Genomic DNA, 19885 nt, shown 5'->3' with positions numbered 1-19885 from the left:
ATACCGCTCAGTGAGAAGAAAGCGCCACCGGCCTGGCCGGTGATCCGTCCAACACCTTAGGGGGCGGTTGGCCCCGGGCCATCATCTGAATGAATGACGGCCGCGAAAATTCAGCGTTGCCCGAGCCGCACCAGCAGGCTGACCAGTTCGGCCTGGCGGCTGGTGTGGGTCTTGCGGAACAACGCACGCAGCTGGCTGCGCACCGTATTGATCGAAGTGCCGAGCTGGTCGGCGCATTGTTCGGGCATCAGCCCCCGTACCAGCAGGTCGCCCAGGCGCTGCTCGGCCGGAGTGAGGCCGAACAGTTCGCCCAGCAGGCGGCTCTGGCGATGCGCATCGAGCAGCGCCAGCAGCACCAGCGGGCGCTGGAAGGGGTGGTTGAAGTTCGCTTCGGCAGGCACTGGGGTGACCAGCAGTTCCTGCCCGCTGCCATCGCCCAGTGGCAGCCAGCCGGCCTTGCCTTTGCCGGTGCGAGGCGCAGCGTGGCGTACCAGGGCCTGGAGTTTCGCGTCGTGCTGGCGGCAGTGCAGGCGGCCGAAGATTTCATGGAACAGGCCCGCACGCAGCCCGAGCCGCTGCTGCGCGGCCTGGTTGGCGTAGAGCACGCGGGCGTTGCCTTCGAGCAGCCACAACGGCGTGGGGTGCTGGTCCAGCAGCAGGTCGCGGTGGGCCAGTTGCTGGCGCATCTCGTCGATGCGCCCGAACATCCGCGCGGCGCGAGTCAGGTGCTCGCTCAGGCGGGCCAGCAGGGTCTGCTCCTGCGGGTCGGGGTAGCGTGCGCCGAGACTGGTCAGCACTGACAGGTAGACGCCGGAATTGGCCTGCTCGCTGAGCTTCAGGCAGGACACGTTGTGCATGCCGTTGGGGCGCTGGAATTCCTGGTAATAAGGGTCGCGGGCCATTCGCTGCGGGCCGTACTCCTCGCGGTCGTGATACCAGTGGCCGACCGGGCGGTGAAGCATGAAACCCTTGGACGGGTCGATGGTGCAGAACTCGCGGTTGTAGGTCTCGATGGCGCCGGGGTCGCAGAGGTTGATCTCGCTGGCCAGCGCACCGCTCTCGGTCTGGTCCCAGAACAGCAGGGCGCCCTGCTGGCGGCCGCTGGCGCAGATCAGCTCGGTCAGCAGTGGCAGCCAGTTGCCCTCGTCGAGCACACACTCGTAGGTCAGGCCCACCAGCTGGTCGTACCGCCTGTCCATATCCCGCCGTGGCATGGTCGCTCCATCGGTTGTTTGCGGATGGCACTTTTCATCATGCAGATTGCACTTTGCAGAATGCACGATCGGCTGAGGTATGGCACATGGCCTTCGCTGTCGCAAGGCCACTAATCGGCTGCCGGGCGGGTAAGGCAGGCAGGCGACGGAAGGTGCTTAGCGCTCCTCGGTCCTCATCTTTCCGCCGGACGGTGAGCCTCCAGCCGACCAAGCGTCATGCCCTTCGGTTTGAGGATTTCCTGTGATCGGCTAGAAGTTAAGAAAGGGGCGGCCTGACAGAGAAGTCCCCGAGGTGGAGTGGTAGCTGCTCCCCTGTGGCCTGGCAGGGATCAGAAGAAGGAAGTCGAAACTGGTTATGGATGCAATGGGGCTGTTGCCGACCCGGCGTACGACGCGCCTGCTCAAGCTGGTCTGGCCATTCATGGTCGTGGTCCTGCTACAGACGCTGATCGGCAGCGGCAGCTTCTTTATCCTCTCGGGGGTGCGCGCCTATGTCGGCGGCGAGAGCCTCTGGTCCAAGGGCCAGAAGGACGCCATCCACTACCTGCAACTCTACGGACAGAGCCGTGACGCGGCGGATTACGAGCGTTACCGCACCGCCATTGCGATTCCCCAGGGCGACCGTACCTTCCGCGCCGCCCTCGACCTCAGCCAACCCGACCTGGAACTGGCCCGCGCCGGCGCGCTGCAGGGCGGAATTCATCCCGATGATGTCGGCGCGCTGATCTGGCTGTACCGCTATTTCCACGAGTACAGCTACTTCGACCAGGCCGTGAAGATGTGGATCATCGGTGACGCCTACCTCGACCAGCTGGAGCATCTGGCCGACGAGATGAGCGCGAAGATCCGCGCCAACGACGTCCGCCCGGGCGACCTGAGCTACTGGAACAGTCGCATCCAGGCCATCAATGACGGCGTTACGCCGGCCGCCATGGCCTTCTCCGCCGCGCTGGGGCAGGGCTCGCGGATGATCATGTGGGTGCTGCTGGCGGCCAACGGGTTGACCGGCCTGGCACTGATACTCCTGGCGGTCTGGCGCACGCGCAAGCTGCTGCACCAGCAGCGCGCCTTCGAAAGTGCCCTGGACACCGAGAGGGAGCGTGCGCAGACCACCCTGGCGGCCATCGGCGACGGCGTGGTCACCCTCGACGAACACGAGTGCATTGCCTACTTCAACCCGGCAGCGGAACGCCTGATCGGGTGGGACAACTCCATGGCTGTCGGCCTGCCGCTGCGTTCGCTGCTGCGGATACTCGACGAGAACTCACAGACCGAGGGCCTGCCGCTGGTGGGGCAGATCCTGCGCGGCGAAGTGGATGGCGGCAGCGAGACCAGCAAGCTCATCCAGCGCCTGGACGGCACCAGCGTCGCGGTGACCCTGGTGGCCACGCCCATCCACGCCGAAGGCCGCGTGGTCGGCGTGGTGCTGGTACTGCACGACATGACCCGCGAGCGCCAGTACATGGCCAGCCTGTCGTGGCAGGCCACACACGATGCCCTGACCGGCCTGACCAATCGCCGTGAATTCGAATTCCGCCTCAAGCAGGCACTGGAGAGTTCGGCCGACTCCCACGACCAGCACTCGCTGATGTACCTGGACCTGGACCAGTTCAAGCTGGTCAACGACACCTGTGGCCATGCCGCCGGCGATGAGCTGCTGCGCCAGGTCTGTTCCGTGCTGCAGCAGTGCCTGCGTGATGGCGACACCCTGGCGCGCCTGGGTGGCGACGAGTTCGGCATCCTCCTGGAACACTGTCCGCCGGACATGGCGGTGCAGATCGCCGAACGCATCCGCCTGACTGTGCAGGCACTGCACTTCATGTGGGAAGGTCGTGGCTTCAACATCACCGTCAGCATCGGTGTGGTGCATATTTCCGCCATGCTGGTGTCGGTGGAGGAGGCGCTACGCTGCGCCGACATGGCGTGCTACATGGCCAAGGAAAAGGGCCGCAATCGGGCCCAGGTGTTTCGTCCGGATGATACCGAGTTGTCCAACCGCGTCGGCGAGATGGCCTGGGTGCAACGTATCCGCCAGGGGCTGGAGGAGGAGCGTTTCTGTCTCTATGCCCAATCGATCTTCCCGGTCGACGACCGCGTGAGGGAGGGCGCCCACGTCGAGTTGCTGCTGCGTCTGAACGACGAGTGCGGCCGGTTGGTGGCGCCGATCAACTTCATCCCCGCCGCCGAGCGCTACGGGCTGATGCCGGAAATCGACCGCTGGGTGGTCGAGAATGCCTTCCGGACCCTGGCCGAGCGCAATGCCGAGGGTGGTTACGAACCGATCCATACCTGCGCCATCAACCTCTCTGGCGCGACCATCGGTGACGACACCTTCCTCGACTTCCTCCGCGAAGTGCAGCCGCGCTACGGCATCGAACCTTCGAGCGTGTGCTTCGAGATCACCGAGACCAGCGCCATCGCCAACCTGGTCAACGCCACGCGCTTCATTCAGGAGCTCAAGGCGCTGGGTTATCGCTTCTCGCTGGACGACTTCTGTGCCGGCATGTCCTCCTTCGTCTACCTCAAGCACCTGCCGGTGGACTACCTGAAGATCGACGGCAGCTTCATCAAGGACATGCTCGAAGACCCCATCGACCGCGCCATGGTTCAGGTGATCAACCAGATCGGCCACGTGATGGGCAAGCGCACGGTGGCGGAGTTCGTCGAGACGCAGGAAATCCTCGAAGTGCTGCGGGAAATCGGCATCGATTACGCCCAGGGTTACGGTTTGGCCCGGCCGCAACCCTTCAATCGGAGCTTCCTGCGTGAGACGCACGTCGCAGCCGTAGCATCCGACACAACCTCCGGACGGTGACGCGCCGCCAGGACAGGACTAACCTGAGGCCTGAATTACCGGTGCTTGCATGGATTGACCAGCAACGGAGCCTTGGATGAACGACACCTTTGTTCGTAGTGGGCCGCTCAAGGAGCTTTCCAGCTATCCACACTGGGCCCAGCGCCTGGTGCAGGAGTGCGAAACCAGCCGTCTGTCGGTGGTCGAGCATCCCTTCTATGCGCGCATGCGCGACGGCCAGCTGAGCCGGCAGACCCTGCGTGCCTTCCTCATTGGCGGCTGGCAGGTGGTGGAGCAGTTCCCCCTGTACATGTCCCACAACCTGCTCAAGACCCGTTTCGGCCGTAGCCCCGGCGAAGACATGGCGCGACGCTGGCTGATGCGCAATATCCGCGTCGAGCTGAATCACGCCGACTACTGGGTGCGCTGGGCCGAGGCCTATGGTGTGACCCTGGCCGAACTCAAGGCCCAGCTGGTGCCCGCCGAACTCCATGCCCTTGGCCACTGGTGCTGGCACAGCTGCGCTACCGAGGAGCTGGCCCTGGCCATGGCGGCCACCAACTACGCCATCGAAGGTGCGACTGGCGACTGGTCGGCGCTGGTGTGCTCCACGGATACCTACGAACGCACGCTGCCGGCTGGCACCCGCAAGGACGCCATGCGCTGGCTGAAGATGCACGCCCGCTATGACGACGATCATCCCTGGGAAGCCCTGGAGATCATCTGCACCCTCTGCGGTCCGCAGCTCGCCATGCCGCGCTGCCTGGCGCTGCGCGAGGCGATCAGCAAGAGCTACGGCTACATGCGCATGTTCCTCGACCAGTGCCTGGCGCTGGAGCAGGCACAGGGTGGGGCGCGCAGGACGTCGATGCAGGTGGCGGGGTAGGGGTTTCGCGGGGCTTGCCTGACGATTTGGCGCGGGGTGCGCCCTCTCCCCAATCCTCTCCCTGAAGGGAGAGGGCCGGGGTGAGGGCTCTTCACCGAAGTCAAAATCAGCCTCAAGGCACGAGAATGATCTTCTCGCTGCTGCCTTCATTGATCTCGCGGTAGCGCTGCACGCCCTCGCTCAGCGGCACTTCGCGCAGGCCGGTGGGCAGCGGCAGCCTGCCGTCGTCGAACCACTGGCCGAACTGGCGCAGCATCGCGGCGCAGGCGACTGTGTCGTACAGCAGCGAATTCACCCCCACCACCGAACCGCCACGGCGATACAGCGCCAGGGCCGGCAGTTGCACGTGGCCGTCCACCGGCGCGGCAATGATGGCGATGCGGCCGAAGGTGGCCAAGGCGGAGACGGCGGCGGGCAGCCAGAAACCGGTGGTATCGAAGATCACCTCGGCGCCGCCGGCGAAGTGCTCTTCCACCTGCGCCGCCAGAGTGTCCGCCGAGCCCAGCAGAATGCTCGGCACGCCCTGGGCCTGCAATTCCACCTGCGATTCGGCACGACGTACCGCGCCCAGCACCTGGGCGCCACGGGCCTTGGCCAGGGAAATGGCCGCCGCGCCGACGGCACCGGAACCGATCACCAGCAGGCGGGTACCATCACCGACCTGGCTGCGCTCAAGCGCGTCCCAGGCGGTGGTGAAAGGCACGCCGCAGCTGGCGGCCTGGGCGAAGCTCATGCGCTCGGGCATCAGCGCCACACCGCCGACCGGCACGCTCATCAGCTGGGCGTGGCTGCCGTTGCGGGTGAAGCCCAGGCCCTTGCCGGTGCCCCAGACAGATTTGCCCAGCAGTTCGGCCGGACCTTTCACCACGGTGCCGGCGAAGTCGCGGCCCGGCACGCGCGGCAGGGTGGTGTAGGGGAAGCGGCCAAGGACGTTCTTCACGTCGCTGGGGTTCAGGCCAGCGGCGTGGACTTCCACCAGCACTTCGTCGGTGGCGGGCAGCGGGTCGGCGATGTCGGTGAAGCTCAGGGCGGCGAGGTCGCCGGTGCGGTCGAATTGCAGGGCTTTCATGGTTCGGGTCCTTGGCAATCAGTGGTAGATGAGGAAATCAGTGGAACCAGCGGGTCAGCAGCGGCAGGGCGTTCTCGCCGACCTGCATGCCCAGCAGGCCGACCAGCGCCACCAGCGGTGGCGCTGGCGAGCGGAAGTCGAGGAAGTGGTAGGCGAGGCCGACGGCGATGCCGATGGCCAGGGAGATCAGGTAGCTCATGGTGTCCTCCGTGGATGGTTCCGGCGGCTGGCGGGAATGGAGCCAGTCTAGGAGCCGCGCCTTGGTGCCGCCGGTCATTGGCTTCGGAATATCGGACAGATGTCGGTGGGAGTATTGGATGGGCGTGTGCCCGCGTAGGAGCGGACTTCGTCCGCGATGTGCCAGCCTCGCTCTGAAGTTTCCTGCGTCGCTTCAGTGTGCGCATTGATTCCGTGTTTCGCCCCCTCGGGCGAGTCCCTTTTGGCAAACGCCCCAAAAGGAACCAAAAGGTCTTGCCCCGGACATCCGGTTTTTCGCTTAGGCGAAAAATTCCCTCGTTGAATTGGAGTTTCAGGGGCACGCTGCGAAGGGCCATCCCTGGCCCATCGCAGCTCTCGCGACATCCATGTCGCTCAACCCCTGAAACTCCAATTCAACGAGGCCTCCTGAACGGGGCATTCCGGAGCGCCTGGATGTTTCTCTGGAAGTCTTCTAGGAGCCGGAGCGTGGAGCACGCTTTTCCTGTAGGAGCGAGCTTGCTCGCGGACCCGCAAGGCACGGTGCAATGCCGTTCGCAAGCAAGCTCGCTCCTACGAAAGGCCTGGCCTACCGGGCGCAGTATTCCGAAGGCGCCACGCCCAGCTCACGGCGGAACATCTCGCTGAAGCTCCCCGGCTGATACCCCAGCCCATGGGCGATCTGGCTCACCGCGAGGCCTTCATTGAGCTGCGCCACTGCCGTGGCCAGCTGCACCTGCCGCCGCCACTGGGCGAAGCCCATGCCCAGGCTGCGCTGGAACAGGCGGGCGAGGGTGCGCACGCTGGCGCCGGCGTCGGCGGCGTGCTGCTCGAAGGAAATCTCCTGGCTCGGCTCGGCCATCACCGCCAGGCACAGGCTCAGCAGGCGGCGGTCGGAGTCATCCGGCAGCGGCACGCGCAACAGCAGGCTGCGAGCGCGTTGCAACTCCAGCACGGCCAGCTGCGACAGCGCCTGGTAATACTCGGAGTCGGGCTCACTCTCGTGCTGCACCAGGGTGACGATCAGCTCGCGCAGCAGCCCGCCCACCTCGAAGGCCTGCACCTGCTCGCCGAGCGAATCCGCTGTCCCTGGCCGCAGGTAGATGTTGCGCATCTGCAGCTCGCTGACCACCCGGATGCCGTGGGGCACCTGCGGCGGTAGCCAAACGGCGCGGTTGGGCGGAACCAGCAGCGCTTCGGACGGCGTTTCCAGCCACATCACCCCGGACATGGCGTAGAGCACCTGTCCCCAGTCGTGGGAGTGCGGCTCGATGTGCAGGCCGCGCGGATAGCTGCGGGCCAACGCCCGCAGGGTCGCCGGAGTGGCTTCGAAATCAGGGGGAGCGGCGCGGGCCATGGGACGGTTCGGGCAGGGGAGATGGGCCGCATGGTAGCCGCCGCACGGCGCCCTGACGAGAGCGTGGCACTCGCACTGGCAGGCTGGCGCACCACCTTGTCACGATTTCTTTACGCTGCGGCGGCTTGCCGCACGGGGTTTTTCAGCGCGTAAGGATTTCTTTCCGGGCTCTGCGGCCAAGCGTGCCGTAAACCCTCGACGCCCGGCTTGTTCCAAAGCCCCGCGACAGTTGTGATGAAGGCATTCCAGACGCCTGGACGGCCCCCGCGCCGAGCCAGTCGATAACGACAACGAGGAGGCCGGATGAACGCCGTGACCAAGATCGAACAACACAACCCCATCGGCACAGACGGCTTCGAGTTCGTCGAATTCACTGCCCCCGACGCCCAGGGCATCCAGCAGCTGCGCCAGCTGTTCACCGGCATGGGCTTCACCGAGACCGCCAAGCACCGTTCCAAGGAAGTCTTCCTGTTCCAGCAGAACGACATCAACATCGTGCTCAACGGCAGCCCCACCGGCCACGTCCACGAGTTTGCCAAAAAACACGGTCCCAGCGCCTGCGCCATGGCCTTCCGGGTGAAGAATGCAGCCCAGGCCGCCGCCTACGTCGAATCCCAGGGCGCAAAACTGGTCGGCAGCCACGCCAACTTCGGTGAGCTGAACATTCCCTGCGTCGAAGGCATCGGCGGTTCGCTGCTGTATCTCGTTGACCGTTATGGTGACAAGAGCATCTATGACGTCGACTTCGAGTTCATCGAATGCCGCAGCGCCAACGACAACGCCGTCGGCCTGTTGTGCATCGACCACCTGACCCACAACGTCAAGCGCGGCCAGATGGACGTCTGGTCCGGCTTCTACGAGCGCATCGCCAACTTCCGCGAGATCCGCTACTTCGACATCGAAGGCAAGCTCACCGGCCTGCTGTCCCGCGCCATGACCGCGCCCTGCGGGAAGATCCGCATCCCGATCAACGAGTCGGCGGACGACAAATCGCAGATCGAGGAATTCATCCGCGAATACCACGGCGAAGGCATCCAGCACATCGCCCTGACCACCGAGGACATCTATGCCACCGTGCGCCAGCTGCGCGCCAACGGCGTGGACTTCATGAGCACCCCGGACACCTACTACGCCAAGGTCGACACCCGCGTCGCCGGCCACGGCGAGCCGCTGGAGCAACTGCGCGAGCTGAACATCCTCATCGACGGCGCGCCGGGCGACGACGGCATCCTGCTGCAGATCTTCACCAACACGGTGATCGGCCCGATCTTCTTCGAGATCATCCAGCGCAAGGGCAACCAGGGCTTCGGCGAGGGCAACTTCAAGGCCCTGTTCGAATCCATCGAGGAAGACCAGATTCGCCGCGGCGTGATCTCCGAGCAGTAACCTGATCGAGGGCGGTCGCCAGATCCGCGCGGCCGCCTACGGAGAACCGCCATGCTCACCCTGTATTCCTACTGGCGCTCCAGCGCCGCCTACCGCGTGCGCATCGCCCTCGGACTGAAAGGCCTGGCCTACCGCCAGGTGCCGGTGCACCTGGTGAAGGACGGCGGGCAACAGCATGCCGTCGAGTACCAGTCGCTCAATCCGCAGGAGCTGGTGCCGTTGCTGGTGGACGGCGACGCGCGCATTGGCCAGTCCCTGGCGATCCTCGAATACCTCGACGAAACCCACCCGCAACCCGGCCTGCTGCCGCGCGATCCGCTGCAACGTGCCCAGGTCCGCGCGCTGTCCCTGCACATCGCCTGCGACATCCACCCGCTGAACAACCTGCGCGTGCTGCAGTACCTCAGTGGCCCGCTGGGTGTGGCGGACGAGGCGAAGACCCAGTGGATTCGCCACTGGGTCGAGACCGGCTTGCGTGCGGTGGAAGAGGGCGTCGCCAACTGGACCGGACCATTGTCACTGGGCGAGCGCCCCGGTTACTTCGAGGCCTGCCTGATTCCCCAGCTGTACAACGCTCGCCGCTTCGAGTGCGACCTTTCCGGCTGCCCGCGCCTGCTCGCCATCGCCGCGCGCTGCGAATCCCTCGAAGCCTTCCAGCAGGCCGCCCCGGAGGTGCAGCCAGACGCCCAGTAATTCCCCTCGCTCCACCGCTCTTTAGCCTTGCCTTGCCCGCACCGCCTGGCCACGAGCCGGGCGGCCGATTCCCGTCACAGATAAAAACAACAGGTGACGCATGACGCGTGAAGCTCAACACGCAGGCCAGCTCCAGCGCGGCCTGAAGAACCGCCATATCCAGCTGATTGCCCTGGGCGGTGCCATCGGAACCGGGCTGTTCCTCGGCTCGGCCGGGGTGCTCAAGTCCGCCGGCCCGTCGATGATCCTCGGCTATGCCATTGCCGGCTTCATCGCCTTCCTGATCATGCGCCAGCTCGGCGAAATGATCGTCGAGGAACCCGTCGCCGGCTCCTTCAGTCACTTCGCGCACAAGTACTGGGGCGGCTTCGCCGGCTTCCTCTCGGGCTGGAACTGTTGGGTGCTGTACATCCTGGTGGGCATGTCGGAACTCACCGCAGTGGGCAAGTACATCCACTACTGGTGGCCGGATGTACCGACCTGGGCCACGGCGGCGATCTTCTTCGTGGTGGTCAACGCCATCAACCTGTTCAACGTGAAGGCCTTCGGCGAGACGGAGTTCTGGTTCGCCATCATCAAGGTCGCCGCCATCGTCGGCATGATCGCCCTGGGTTGCTACCTGCTGGCCAGCGGCACCGGCGGTGAGCAGGCGGCGGTGAGCAACCTGTGGGCCCACGGCGGCTTCTTCCCTAACGGCATCAGCGGGCTGGTGATGGCCATGGCGATCATCATGTTCTCCTTCGGCGGGCTGGAGATGCTCGGCTTCACCGCCGCCGAGGCCGACCAGCCGAAAAAGGTGATCCCCAAGGCGATCAACCAGGTGATCTACCGCATCCTGATCTTCTACATCGGCGCGCTCACCGTGCTGCTCTCGCTGACGCCTTGGGACAGTCTGCTGCAAACCCTGAATGCCTCCGGCGACTCCTACAGCGGCAGCCCCTTCGTGCAGATCTTCTCGATGATCGGCAGCAGTACCGCAGCCCACGTCCTCAACTTCGTGGTGCTCACGGCCGCGCTGTCGGTCTACAACAGCGGTACCTACTGCAACGGCCGCATGCTGGTGGGCCTGGCGGAGCAGGGCGACGCCCCGCGCGCCCTGGCCAAGGTGGACAGCCGTGGCGTGCCGGTGCGCTCGCTGATGGTTTCGGCGGCGGTGACCTTCCTCGCCGTGCTGGTGAACTACCTGGTGCCGGCCCGTGCGCTGGAGCTGCTGATGTCGCTGGTGGTCGCCGCGCTGGTGATCAACTGGGCGATGATCAGCCTGGCACACCTGAAGTTCCGCGCGCGGATGGATGCCGATGGCAAGCGCACTGCCTTCCGCGCCGTGGCGTATCCGGCGGCCAACTGGCTGTGCCTTGGCTTCGTGGTGTTCATCCTCGGCGTCATGCTGCTCACCCCGGGCATCCAGGTGTCGGTCTATGCAATTCCAGTGTGGCTGCTGGTGATGTATGGCTGCTATCGCCTGAAGCGCCAGGGTGCGGTGCATGGCGAGGTGCGGAGGGCGTTGGCAGACTGAGCATCCCGACTTTGAGACGGGCTGCTCGAGATTGACCATGCGCCCCGACCTTTCCTAGAGTGACCGGGCCATTTTTCGTCAGAGGGATACTCATGAAAAAAGCACTTTGGCTGCTTGCGGCGGCCGTGCCGGTTCTCCTCGTCGCCTGCGGCGGCGAAGAAAAGAAAGCGCCCCAGGTCGACGCGCTGGTCCTGCCCGGCGACGCCAAGCTGGATTCGCGCAGCGTCTCGTACAAGTGCGAAGACGGCCGCAAGATCAGCGTGCAGTACCTGAACAAGGGCGACAACAGCCTGGCCGTGGTGCCGGTGACCGACGCCTCGACCCTGGTGTTCAGCAACGTCATCGCTGCCTCAGGTGCCCGCTACGCGGCGGGGCGCTACGTGTGGTGGACCAAGGGCCAGGACGCCACCCTCTACAACGAGTGGACAGGTGGCGAGCCCAGCAATGGCGTGTCCTGCAAGGAGAACTGATTCTTCCTGCGGCGCGAACAAAAAGCCCGGCAGATGCCGGGCTTTTTCATGGGTATGCAAATCCACATCAATGCTGGAGCACCCGTAGGATGGCGTGGAGCGCAGCGATACCCATCAATTCTTCGTGGTATCGGCGATGGGTATCGCAAGCTCCACCCATCCTACGTCGTGCCCTCGCTCAGAAGGTGAACTCCAGGTTCACCGTCGGCGTCGAGGTACGGGTGCCGCGCCCGCCGTCCACGCCGAACTTGTTGTGCCAGTACTCGTAGCCCACACCCAGCCACAGGTTAGGCTGGCGCTTGGTGCCCGGCAGGGTGGCGAACATCAGCGAGGTGCGGACCAGCGTCTCCGGCGCGGTGTCGTTGTCGTTGTAGTCCTCGCCCTTTTCCCCGGTGTAGTTGAGGAAGCCCTGGAACTTCGCCCCGTGGTCGCCCAGCTGGAACGGCCGCAGCCAGGTCAGGTTGACCATGTAGGTCGGGTCGAAGGTGTGGTCCGGGTGCTTCACGTTGGGAATGCCCGAGTGGTTCTTCTCGCGGTAGTAGAACAGCGACAGGTCCAGCACGCCGGGGCCGTTGAACTTCAGGGTCGGGCCGATCACCAGTGCGCGCTTCTTCGCCGAGGCGACGTTGTTGTTGCGGCTGGCATCGAAGCCGAAGGTCAGCGCGTGGTCCTTGATCAGCCCCTTGCCTTGCGGCACGTCAAACACCCGCGAGGCGAACAGCTGGCTGCGGAACACCCCGTAGACTTCGCTGCTGCCGTGGTCGGTGCCCTTGCGCGGGTCGTCGCTGTCGGACTGCAGCACATCGAGGTGGAAGAAGTTGCTGCCGTAGCGGTAACCGTCGGCATGGCTGAAGCTGAAGATGCGCTTGCTGATGTCGTGGGGGTTGTTGGGGTTGGTGAAGCCCTTGCCGTAGCGGAAGCCCAGCGTGTTGCTGGTCCACTCGAAGAAGCGGTCGTCTTCGGCCTGCGCCATGCCCAGCGGGGCGAGCACCAGTGCTGTACCGAGGGCGAACCGGCGGCCGTTGCTCAGGCGGCGGCTGGAACGCGGTTGGGGGCGGGCGGCATCAAGGGCCGTCGTCGCGGATGAAACCATGCTGCACCTCTGTATTTTTCTTGTTTTTGCGGCTTCGGGACCGGCGTCCCGCAGGGTTAACTGCGGTCGGTGACAGGCTGGGTTCTAATGGTGAATTGATGACATTGCAAGAAAAACTTGTACACAAAGTCGTATACAAAAATTGACACGAAAGTCAGGAACGGGCTCTGCGGGGCGAACTGTATGGCTTCGGGACAGGCGCGGCGGTGCGCGGTATCCTGACGATCATTTCCTCCCTGAATCCTCCCCATGCTGCAGATTTCCAACACCGTGCAGATCCCCGACGCCGAGATCGAGCTGAACGCCATCCGCGCCCAGGGCGCCGGCGGACAGAACGTCAACAAGGTGTCCAGCGCCGTGCACCTGCGCTTCGATATCCGCGCCTCATCCCTGCCCGAGTTCTACAAGGAGCGCCTGCTGGCGCTGAGCGACCAGCGCATCACCAGTGACGGCGTGGTGGTGATCAAGGCGCAGCAGTTCCGCACCCAGGAGCAGAACCGCGACGATGCCCTGGCGCGCCTGGCTGAGTTGATCCGCAGTGCCACGGTGGTGCAGAAGAAGCGCCGACCGACCAAGCCGACGCTGGGCTCGAAGACGCGCCGCCTGGAAGGCAAGAACAAGCGCGGGGCGATAAAGGCGGGGCGGGGGAAGGTGGATTTCTGAGGCGGTGGTTCGATTGGATACTGGTGCCCGGGCTGTTCCCTCTCCCCAGCCCTCTCCCTGAAGGGAGAGGGAGTTTCCGAGTCTCCTCAAGCATGGGCGGGTGCTGAAAATTGGGTGTTACCGGCTGACACCCTGCGTTCATCCGAGTCACCGAACCAGTCCCCTCTCCCTTCAGGGAGAGGGTTAGGGAGAGGGGCTCTTGCGCTAGCAGGAGCTGCATCGCCGAGCGTCAGTGCACCAACATCCCCGTGAACACATACGCCTGCGCCAGCGTGATCAACCCGATGAACGCGGCGAAGATCAGGCTGTGCTTGACCGTAAAACGGAACAGGTCCGACTCGCGCCCGACCATGCCGGTCGCTGCGCAGGCTACGGCGATGGACTGCGGCGAGATCATCTTGCCGGTCACCCCGCCGGTGGTGTTGGCTGCCACCAGCAGCGTGTCGCTGACCCCGATCTGGTGCGCGGTGGTCGCCTGCAATGAGCCGAACAGGGCGTTGGACGAGGTATCCGACCCCGTCAGGAACACCCCCAGCCAGCCGAGGAACGGCGAGAAGAACGGGAAGGCCGCTCCGGTTCCCGCCAGCACCAGCGCCAGGGTGGTGGACATTCCGGAGTAGTTGGTGACGAAGGCAAAGGCCAGCACCATGCCGATGGTCAGTACCGGCCACTTCAACTCCTTCAGCGTCTCGCCGAAGGTCGCCGCGCCGCTCTTCACGCCGATACGCAGGATGGCCATGGAGATCAGCGCCGCGAGGAAGATCGCCGTGCCGCTGGCCGAGACCAGGTCGAACTTGTAGATCGCCGGCATCGGCGTCGGGTTGGCGACGATGGGCGCCGCCTTCAGGACAAGCTGGTCGAGGTAGGGCACGGCGATCACTGCCACCCAGTTCTCCAGCGCGCCGCCGGGCAGGAACATCGCCTTGAAGGGTTTCATGGTCCAGATCGTCACCAGCACGGTGAGGATCAGGAACGGCGACCAGGCCTTGATAATCTGCCCCAGGCTGTACTCGGACTCCTGGCGCTGCCCGCCGCCGCCCAGACCACCGAGCGTCGCCGTGCCATCGGCGTTGATGCTGGAGAACTCCGTCTCGCGCAGGTTCGCCGGCTGCCACACACGCAGGAATAGCGTCAGGCAGACCATGCTCAGCAGTGCCGAGGTGATGTCCGGCAGCTCCGGGCCGATGAAGTTGGAGGTAAAGAACTGGCTGATGGCGAAGGTGCCACCGGCCACCAGCAGCGCCGGCCAGGTTTCGCGCACTCCGCGCCAGCCGTCCATCATCGCCACCAGCCAGAAAGGCACGATCACCGAGAGGATCGGCAGCTGCCGCCCGGCCATGGCGCCGATCTTGAAAGCATCCACGCCCGACACCTGCCCGGCGACGATGATCGGAATGCCCAGCGCGCCGAAAGCCACTGGCGCGGTGTTGGCGATCAGGCACAGCCCGGCTGCGTACAGCGGGTTGAAGCCCAGACCGACCAGCAGCGCTGCGGTGATCGCCACCGGTGCGCCGAAACCCGCCGCGCCTTCGAGAAATGCGCCGAAGGAAAAACCGATCAGCACCACCTGCAGACGCTGGTCGGTGGTGATCGACAGCACCGAGCTGCGGATGATCTCGAACTGCCCGCTCTTCACCGTCAGCTTGTAGAGGAACACCGCCGCGACGATGATCCAGGCGATCGGCCAGAGCCCGTAGAAGAAGCCGTAGACCGCCGAAGCCAGCGCCTTGTCCACCGGCATGTGGTAGACGGTCACGGCGATCAGCAGCGACAGCACCAGGGTGATGGCGCCGGCGATATGGCCCTTGAGGCGGAACACCGCCAGGGCGAGGAAGAAGAAGATGATCGGTACCAGGGCCGCCAGGGCCGACAGGCCGAGGCTGCCAAGGGGGGTATAGAGCTGCTGCCAGGTTTGCATGGGGGTTGTCCCTTGTTGTTGTCGGAGGCAAAGCGTCAGCGGTGAAAGTGTGCGAGCGGTGGTGAATGGTTGGACGGTGCGTGGGAACGAAGGCGCAACGGCGCCCATTGAAAAAGCCCCGGCACGCAGCGCGTAGCGGGGCTTCCGGGTTTCGATCCAGACAAGCCTGGATGGACGTCGCCGCCGGCTCGCTTGAAGCCGACGACGACCTCGACCGGGCCTGTGGGCACCTGTCGCCAGCGCCGTGCAAGCGCTTTCAAAGCGCTGCCACTCCGGCGCTGGCGACCTGCGCATCCTCGCCGGCTTTCACCCCGGAAACGCCCACTGCGCCGATCACCTGTCCGTCCAGCACGACGGGCACGCCGCCTTCGAGCGAGGTGATCAGTGGTGCCGTGACGAAGGCCGTGCGGCCGCCGTTGACCATGTCCTCGTAGCCCTTGGTTTCGCGCCGGCCCAGTGCTGCGCTGCGGGCCTTCTCGGTGGCGATGTAGGCGCTGGCCGGCGCGCAGCCGTCGAGGCGCTCCAGGGCCAGTGGATGGCCGCCGTCATCGACCACCACGATGGAAACTGCCCATTGATTGCGCAGCGCTTCGTCTCGCGCGGCGGCAAGGATGCGGCCGACTTCCCGCTGGGTCAGAACGGCTTTGCTGAGCATGTTTCCACCTCGCCTTGGGAGTGGGTTTGTGGCGCGTCGGCCAATGCCTGTTCCACCAGTTCGATCCAGTGCCGCACCGGCGTGCGTCCCGCGCCGCCCAGGTGCGTCTGACAGCCGATGTTGGCGGTAACGATGACCTCGGGGCTGCCGCTCTCCAGTGCTTGCAGGCGGTTGTCGCGCAGACGCCGGGACAGTTCCGGCTGCGTCAGCGAGTAGGTCCCGGCGGAGCCGCAGCACAGGTGGCCGTCCGGCACGGCGGTGAGGCTGAAGCCCAGGCGCGTGAGCACGCCTTCCACCGCACCGCCGAGCTTCAGCGCGTGCTGTAGCGTGCACGGGCAGTGGAAGGCCAGACGTCGGTCGCCGTGCAGGTGCAACGCCTCCAGCGGCTCGTCGCGTAAAACTTCGGACAAGTCGCGGGACAGCTCGCTGACCCGCCGGGCCTTGGCCGCGTACTGCGCATCGCGCTCCAGCAGATGGCCGTAGTCGCGGACGAAGGCACCGCAGCCGCTGGCCGTCTGCACGATGGCTTCAGCGCCGGCTTCGATGGACGGCCACCAGGCGTCGATGTTCCGGCGTGCGCGCTCAAGACCTTGCTCCTGGGCATTCAGGTGATAGTCCACAGCGCCGCAGCAGCCGGCGTCCGCGGCCGGGATCAGGCTGATACCGAGGCGATCCAGCACCCGCGCGGCCGCGGCATTGGTGTTGGGCGATAGCGCTGGCTGCACGCAGCCTTCGAGCATCAGCATGCGCCGCGTGTGGCGCGGCTTCGGGCGCTCCACTGGCGGTTGCGGATGCCGGGGCAGCTTGCTTTGCAGGGTTTCCGGCAGCAGTGGATAGAAGGTCCGCCCGGCCTTGGCCAGTGCGCTGAACAGCGCGGCATTCGGCACCACCGCACGCAGGCCACGGCGCAACACGCGCTCGCCGAAGGTGCGCGGCACCTGCTGCTCGACCACCGCACGGCCGATGTCCAGCAGGGTGTGGTAGTCCACACCGGAAGGGCAGGTGCTCTCGCAGTTGCGGCAGCTCAGGCAGCGGTCCAGGTGCTCGCGGGTGCTGGCGCTGGGTTCGGCGCCTTCGAGCACCTGCTTGATCAGGTAGATGCGCCCGCGCGGGCCGTCCAGTTCGTCGCCCAGCAACTGGTAGGTCGGGCAGGTAGCGGTGCAGAAGCCGCAATGCACGCAGGAGCGCAGGATGCGCTCGGCCTCCTCGGCGCGTGGCAGGTGCTGGGCCTGTTCGCTCAGGTTGGTTTGCATCAGAGCTCCCTGTACATCCGGCCGGGGTTGAAGATGCCCTGCGGGTCGAGTTGCCGTTTGAGGCTCTGGTGGTAGCGCAGCAGGGAGGAGGGCAGCGGGTGGAAGCCGTCGTCGCCCGGCGTGTAGCGAAGGGCATGGCCACCGACTTCGGCGACGCTGTGGCGGATCAGTTCGGCGTCCGCATCGGATTTCAGCCAGCGCTGCGCACCGCCCCAGTCGATCAATTGGTCTCCCGGCAGGGACAGAGCCGGCGTTGCGTTGGGCAGTGACAGCCGCCAGAGCGTGCCGGGGCCGGCGAAGAAGCCCAGGCGCTGCTCGCGCAGGTCCTGCCAGTAGCCGCTGTCGATGTCCTCGCCGCCCAGGCGCAGGCGTGCGGAACACACCGAGCCTTCGCCGCCTTCCAGGCGCAGGTGCAGCGCCGAGCCGTCATGGCAGGCGGCGGTGATCGGGATGGGTTGCGCACCCCATTCGGCGAGCTCCCCCAGCGCCTGGTGAACGTCCATTTCCAGGCGCAGGCTGGCGCACATCCGCGGCTTGGGCAGCACCTTCATCGAGGCTTCGGTGATCACCCCCAGGCAGCCGAAACTGCCCGCCAGCAGACGCGACAGGTCGTAGCCGGCGACGTTCTTCATCACCTCGCCGCCGAAGCGCAGCAATTTGCCGTGGCCGGTGATCAGCCGCGTACCCAGCACATAGTCGCGCACCGAGCCAGACCAGGGACGTCGCGGTCCGGAGAGCCCGGCAGCGACCACGCCGCCGAAGGTCGCGCCGGAGTGATCCGGTGGTTCGCACGGCAGCATCTGCCCGGCGGCCTCCAGCGCCGCTTCGATCTCCACCAGTGGCGTGCCGGCGCGGGCGGTGAGCACCAGTTCGGTCGGGTCGTAGCTGACGATGCCGCAGTGGGGGCGCGTGTCCAGCTCCACGCCGTTGACCGGGCTGCCGAGGAAGGCCTTGCTGTCGCCGCCGCGAATGCGTAACGGTGTTCGCGCGCTGAGCGCTTGGTTCACCTGTTCGAGCAGGTCGGCGCTGGCGTCGGCCATCAGAAACGCTCCAGGTCGGGGAAGGGCAGTTGGCCGTGGTGCACGTGCATCGCACCGAACTCGGCGCAGCGGTGCAGCGTCGGGATGTTCTTGCCGGGGTTGAGCAGGCGGTCCGGGTCGAACGCCGCCTTCACGGCGTGGAACAGGGTCAGCTCGTCGCTGTTGAACTGCGCGCACATCTGGTTGATCTTCTCGCGCCCCACGCCGTGCTCGCCGGTGATGCTGCCACCCACCGCCACGCAGAGTTCGAGGATCCTGCCGCCGATGGCCTCGGCGCGCTCCAGTTCGCCGGGTACGTTGGCGTCGAAGAGGATCAGCGGGTGCATGTTGCCGTCGCCGGCATGGAACACGTTGGCCACGCGCAGGCCGAATTCCTCCGACAGCTCGGCGATGCCGTGCAGCACGCGCGGCAGCTCGCGGCGTGGAATGGTGCCGTCCATGCAGTAGTAGTCCGGCGAGATGCGTCCCACCGCCGGGAAGGCGTTCTTGCGCCCGGCCCAGAAGCGCACGCGCTCGGCTTCGTCGCAGGCCAGGCGCACGTCGGTGGCACCGGCTGCGCGCAGCACGCCGTCGACGCGTTCGCAGTCGTCCTGCACGTCGGCTTCCACGCCGTCCAGTTCGCACAGCAGGATGGCCGCGGCGTCCACCGGGTAGCCGGCGTGGATGAAGTCCTCGGCGGCGCGGATCGACAGGTTGTCCATCATCTCCAGCCCGCCGGGGATGATGCCGGCGGCGATGATGTCGGCCACCGCGCGGCCGGCCTTTTCCACCGAATCGAAACTGGCCAGCAGCACTCGCGCCACCTGCGGGCGGGGCAGCAGCTTGACGGTGACCTCGGTGACGATGCCGAGCATGCCCTCGGAGCCGGTGAACAGCGCCAGCAGGTCGAAACCGGGACTGTCCAGGGCGTCGCTGCCCAGGGTCAGGTGCTCGCCCTCGACGGTGAGGATGTCCACCTTGAGCAGGTTGTGCACGGTCAGGCCGTACTTCAGGCAATGCACGCCGCCGGCATTCTCGGCGACGTTGCCGCCGATGGAGCAGGCGATCTGCGAGGACGGGTCGGGTGCGTAGTACAGGCCGTGCGGCGCGGCGGCCTGGGAGATCGCCAGGTTGCGCACCCCTGGCTGTACGCGGGCGAAACGCCCTTGTGGGTTTACTTCGAGAATTCGATTGAAGCGCGCCATGACCAGCAGGATGCCTTTCTCCAGCGGCAATGCGCCGCCGGAAAGCCCGGTGCCCGCGCCACGCGCCACCACCGGCACCTTGCGCACATGGCAGAGCCTGAGTAGCGCCTGCACCTGCTCGATGCGTTCGGGCAGCGCCACCAGCATCGGCACGCTGCGGTAGGCGGAGAGGCCGTCGCATTCGTAGGGCTTGAGGTCTTCGGCGGTGTGCAGGAGTTCGAGGTCGGGCAGCGCTGCGTACAGCTCGGCCAGCAGGGCGGACTTGTCGACGGCAGGCAGCGCGCCGTCGACGCGCTCGTCGTAGAGGATATTCATAGGCTGACGGTGCTCTGATCTTATTCTTGTTTGAACAGCAAGGTTCACGCCCGCCAAGCGGTCGTGTGGAGCCACGGCACGGTGAAAATGCGACCGCCGGTCGGGCCACGTCCACAGGCATTGGCACTGGTCCTACCAGTTCTTGTACGGGCGTGCACTGGAAAGCCCCTGTCCTGACAGCTAG

The 19885-nt window shown here is 65.7% G+C and carries 17 protein-coding genes; 7 read left to right on the top strand and 10 right to left on the bottom strand.

Annotated features, from left to right (window positions below; genetic code table 11):
- Positions 1–110: 110 nt before the first annotated feature.
- The gene (locus ACKI1H_RS26230) at positions 111–1214 is read right to left on the bottom strand and encodes a helix-turn-helix transcriptional regulator (protein ID WP_440466797.1); all 1104 of its coding nucleotides are present in this window, start codon (positions 1212–1214) and stop codon (positions 111–113) included.
- A gap of 364 nt (positions 1215–1578) precedes the next feature.
- Between ACKI1H_RS26230 and ACKI1H_RS26225 the strand changes: the two genes are divergently transcribed.
- Positions 1579–4029, top strand: coding sequence for an EAL domain-containing protein (locus tag ACKI1H_RS26225; RefSeq protein ID WP_138520604.1), 2451 nt, complete (start codon positions 1579–1581; stop codon positions 4027–4029).
- Positions 4030–4105: 76 nt separating this feature from the next.
- The gene (locus tag ACKI1H_RS26220) at positions 4106–4894 is read left to right on the top strand and encodes a TenA family transcriptional regulator (RefSeq protein WP_440466796.1); all 789 of its coding nucleotides are present in this window, start codon (positions 4106–4108) and stop codon (positions 4892–4894) included.
- A gap of 112 nt (positions 4895–5006) precedes the next feature.
- Here ACKI1H_RS26220 and ACKI1H_RS26215 read toward each other — a convergent pair whose 3' ends face one another.
- The 3 genes from ACKI1H_RS26215 to ACKI1H_RS26205 all read right to left on the bottom strand — a co-directional run bounded on the left by ACKI1H_RS26215 (position 5007) and on the right by ACKI1H_RS26205 (position 7515).
- A complete protein-coding gene (locus tag ACKI1H_RS26215; RefSeq protein WP_440466795.1) occupies positions 5007–5963 on the bottom strand; it encodes a quinone oxidoreductase family protein in 957 nt (318 codons plus the stop codon).
- 37 nt (positions 5964–6000) lie between these two features.
- On the bottom strand, positions 6001–6162 hold the full coding sequence (locus tag ACKI1H_RS26210) for a DUF1427 family protein (RefSeq protein WP_440466794.1): 162 nt from the start codon (positions 6160–6162) through the stop codon (positions 6001–6003).
- A 585-nt stretch (positions 6163–6747) separates the two neighbouring features.
- Positions 6748–7515: an AraC family transcriptional regulator gene (locus ACKI1H_RS26205; protein WP_440466793.1), complete on the bottom strand. Its 768-nt coding sequence runs from the start codon at positions 7513–7515 to the stop codon at positions 6748–6750.
- 303 nt (positions 7516–7818) lie between these two features.
- On the opposite strand from ACKI1H_RS26205, the gene hppD reads away from it, so the two are divergent.
- From hppD to ACKI1H_RS26185, 4 genes are all read left to right on the top strand, one after another.
- Positions 7819–8901, top strand: coding sequence for a 4-hydroxyphenylpyruvate dioxygenase (gene hppD, locus ACKI1H_RS26200; RefSeq protein WP_440466792.1), 1083 nt, complete (start codon positions 7819–7821; stop codon positions 8899–8901).
- A 51-nt stretch (positions 8902–8952) separates the two neighbouring features.
- A complete protein-coding gene (gene maiA, locus ACKI1H_RS26195; protein WP_440466791.1) occupies positions 8953–9594 on the top strand; it encodes a maleylacetoacetate isomerase in 642 nt (213 codons plus the stop codon).
- A 100-nt stretch (positions 9595–9694) separates the two neighbouring features.
- The gene (locus ACKI1H_RS26190; protein ID WP_440466790.1) at positions 9695–11110 is read left to right on the top strand and encodes an amino acid permease; all 1416 of its coding nucleotides are present in this window, start codon (positions 9695–9697) and stop codon (positions 11108–11110) included.
- Between the two features lie 92 nt (positions 11111–11202).
- On the top strand, positions 11203–11580 hold the full coding sequence (locus tag ACKI1H_RS26185) for an MliC family protein (RefSeq protein WP_440466789.1): 378 nt from the start codon (positions 11203–11205) through the stop codon (positions 11578–11580).
- A gap of 178 nt (positions 11581–11758) precedes the next feature.
- On the opposite strand, the gene ACKI1H_RS26180 is transcribed toward ACKI1H_RS26185, so the two are convergent.
- Complete coding sequence (locus ACKI1H_RS26180; protein ID WP_440468913.1) at positions 11759–12553, bottom strand: nucleoside-binding protein; 795 nt, start codon at positions 12551–12553, stop codon at positions 11759–11761.
- A gap of 369 nt (positions 12554–12922) precedes the next feature.
- Here ACKI1H_RS26180 and arfB point away from each other — a divergent pair, with 369 nt between their 5' ends.
- Entirely contained in the window at positions 12923–13336 is a 414-nt protein-coding gene (gene arfB / locus ACKI1H_RS26175; RefSeq protein WP_138520469.1) for an alternative ribosome rescue aminoacyl-tRNA hydrolase ArfB, read from the top strand.
- Between the two features lie 229 nt (positions 13337–13565).
- Here the strand turns inward: arfB and ACKI1H_RS26170 are convergent, their stop codons facing one another.
- The 5 genes from ACKI1H_RS26170 to glcD all read right to left on the bottom strand — a co-directional run bounded on the left by ACKI1H_RS26170 (position 13566) and on the right by glcD (position 19701).
- The gene (locus tag ACKI1H_RS26170; protein WP_138520470.1) at positions 13566–15254 is read right to left on the bottom strand and encodes a lactate permease LctP family transporter; all 1689 of its coding nucleotides are present in this window, start codon (positions 15252–15254) and stop codon (positions 13566–13568) included.
- 256 nt (positions 15255–15510) lie between these two features.
- On the bottom strand, positions 15511–15909 hold the full coding sequence (locus tag ACKI1H_RS26165) for a heme-binding protein (RefSeq protein ID WP_138520471.1): 399 nt from the start codon (positions 15907–15909) through the stop codon (positions 15511–15513).
- Positions 15888–17162 carry a glycolate oxidase subunit GlcF gene (glcF, locus tag ACKI1H_RS26160; RefSeq protein ID WP_440466788.1) on the bottom strand — a complete coding sequence of 425 codons (1275 nt, stop codon included), beginning with the start codon at positions 17160–17162 and terminating at the stop codon, positions 15888–15890. The genes ACKI1H_RS26165 and glcF overlap by 22 nt, the downstream gene beginning before the upstream one ends.
- Complete coding sequence (gene glcE, locus ACKI1H_RS26155; RefSeq protein ID WP_138520473.1) at positions 17162–18202, bottom strand: glycolate oxidase subunit GlcE; 1041 nt, start codon at positions 18200–18202, stop codon at positions 17162–17164. Before glcE ends, glcF begins: the two co-directional genes overlap by 1 nt.
- The gene (glcD, locus tag ACKI1H_RS26150) at positions 18202–19701 is read right to left on the bottom strand and encodes a glycolate oxidase subunit GlcD (protein ID WP_440466787.1); all 1500 of its coding nucleotides are present in this window, start codon (positions 19699–19701) and stop codon (positions 18202–18204) included. The genes glcE and glcD overlap by 1 nt, the downstream gene beginning before the upstream one ends.
- Positions 19702–19885 lie beyond the last annotated feature (184 nt).

The sequence above is a fragment of the Pseudomonas sp. YH-1 genome (assembly GCF_051990045.1).
Taxonomy (GTDB): Bacteria; Pseudomonadota; Gammaproteobacteria; order Pseudomonadales; family Pseudomonadaceae; genus Pseudomonas; species Pseudomonas nicosulfuronedens.
This window is presented reverse-complemented; position numbering and strand designations above follow the sequence as displayed.